Annotated in this window: 3 protein-coding genes; all 3 read right to left on the reverse strand. The window is 43.0% G+C overall.

What is annotated here, in order from left to right; genetic code table 11:
• Positions 1-190: 190 nt before the first annotated feature.
• The 3 genes from H6G62_RS26985 to H6G62_RS28730 all read right to left on the reverse strand — a co-directional run bounded on the left by H6G62_RS26985 (position 191) and on the right by H6G62_RS28730 (position 1,973).
• Positions 191-1,102, reverse strand: a complete 912-nt coding sequence (locus H6G62_RS26985) for a DNA adenine methylase (protein ID WP_190500902.1) — start codon at positions 1,100-1,102, stop codon at positions 191-193.
• 496 nt (positions 1,103-1,598) lie between these two features.
• A complete protein-coding gene (locus tag H6G62_RS28725) occupies positions 1,599-1,712 on the reverse strand; it encodes a hypothetical protein (RefSeq protein WP_347239437.1) in 114 nt (37 codons plus the stop codon).
• 24 nt (positions 1,713-1,736) lie between these two features.
• Positions 1,737-1,973 carry a Uma2 family endonuclease gene (locus H6G62_RS28730; RefSeq protein ID WP_347239438.1) on the reverse strand — a complete coding sequence of 79 codons (237 nt, stop codon included), beginning with the start codon at positions 1,971-1,973 and terminating at the stop codon, positions 1,737-1,739.
• Between the last annotated feature and the right edge of the window lie 92 nt (positions 1,974-2,065).

Below are 2,065 nucleotides of genomic sequence, written 5' to 3' on the forward strand. Positions count from 1 at the left end.
TAGAAGCGCTTGTTCATAACCTGTTGAACGAAGGGCAGCTTGTCATCAACTGGGATCGCAAGATCAAAAATAAAGGAAACACAGTCAATGCAATTTAAATGCATATCAGCTTATGTAGAAATAGCCATCTCTCTGAATTGAAGAAATTATATCTTCTTCCTGAAAGATAGTTTGCCAAGCACTATCATTTTTAGATAGATTTACACTCATACTTATTGTAGATTAATAACTCTCCAACCTTTCCTCGCTTTGCTCCCACAGAATTTATTGCTCGCGAAGCTTTGACTTCAACAATCTCATATCGAAAATCACTGTATAACTCACGAATTAATGGAGCATTTGAATTGCTAATTAAGACCTGACAGCCACGGTCTGATAGATTGTCACAGAGCAGTTTAAGTCTCTCCTGTTCATGGCTACCAAAGCCATCCATACTGTATCCAGTAAAAGATGATGTGTCAGAAATTGGATGGTATGGCGGATCAAAATAAACGAAAGATCCTTTTTTAGCGGTTGAAACCGCCTCTGAAAAATCACCTCGGCAAATCTTCACTGATCTTTGGTTCAGAAAGGCACTAACAGCATTGACAATGGCAGGATCCGCTATGGTCGGATTCACATAGTCACCATAAGGCACATTAAATTGCCCCTGACTATTAACCCTAAATAAGCCATTAAAACAAGTCTTGTTCAAATATATAATTCGTGCAGCTCGCTCAATCGGAGATAATTCTTGAAACTTATCATGCCTATCTTGACTACGAAGCTTATAGTAATACTCCTTTGAATTATTTTTCTCATGATTCACACATAGAGATAGCAATTCGTCAGGATGATCTCTAATTACTTCGTAACAATTGATTAATTCCTGATTGGTATCATTAATTATACTTCTCGCAGGCTGAAGCGAGAACAAAACAGCTCCCGCACCGACAAAAGGTTCGTGGTACTGAGTATATTTTCGTGGTATATATTTCTTGATAGCAGGAACAAGCTGTCTCTTGCCGCCAGCCCATTTCAGGAATGGTTGAGCCAAAGGGTTGTAACTGTAACCCTTGCCACCTTGATGGGTTGATGATCTCGCTATAACTTGCTCTTGCATCGCTACCCAATTTTACCTTACTACGCTACATTCTAAATATATAATAGTATGAAAACACTTGATCGCGTAAGCTTTATTTTGTAAGATTATTGTATAGATGTCGCGATTCGGGATTTTAAACATCAATTCTCTTGTCGCAAAACATGTTAGAGATCATTTTACTACATGTTCCTGAACTAGGATTTGAGGTAGGTAGATACGTTGGAAATTTACTAACGAGATACGCTATCTCAGTCTCAGATCACGGTTCATATGAGGATGATTGGTTAAAGGGCACCTCGATTAATTGCCTTATTGCAAACTCGAAGAGCCTGAAACCTCTGGAATCTCGTAGCCATTCTCAATAAGATTTGTATTTTTCGAGGTGTCCTAAAGTGAAATAGAATTTTTTCCCTACCATATGGCGTCCGATTCGCAACCGACTTCACCCGACTGGGGACGTCTGCAACGGGCGATGTCGGTTCTTCGAGATATTGCAGAAAAGCTGAACCTAGTTCTACCCCCAAACCTCTGACAAGGTGAGCACAAACCCCGGTAGCACGTCCTCTCCAGAGAGTTCCTCCGGCTGGTTGAGGTATTCCGTCGGTCGGCCCAGGCGATAGATTTGCACCTGCTTTTCTGTGGGGTCAATTAGCTAGCCCAGGCGCACCCCACAGTCGCGATATTCTGCCATTTTGCGCTCCAGGGTAGTGAGTTTATCTGTGGCAGACCGTAGCTCGATTACAAAATCGGGGGCGAGGGACAGAACCTTGGTATGGTCGGGGGCAATGGCCTCAATGCGCGATTTTCCACCCAGGCCACATCCGGCGACCGATCTGCCCCATTGGGCAGCGAAAATCCGGTGGAAGAGTCGAACCTGGTTGACTGACAAAAGTTGATTGCAGGTAGCCAAGCGCCTTGCTGTGCAATGGTTTGGGAGATTGGATGGATGAAGGGGGAGCCTGCGTTCTAAGCTTTAGATAC

Origin of the sequence: Phormidium sp. FACHB-1136 (genome assembly GCF_014697375.1) — a bacterium.
Classification (GTDB): Bacteria; Cyanobacteriota; Cyanobacteriia; order Phormidesmidales; family Phormidesmidaceae; genus Nodosilinea.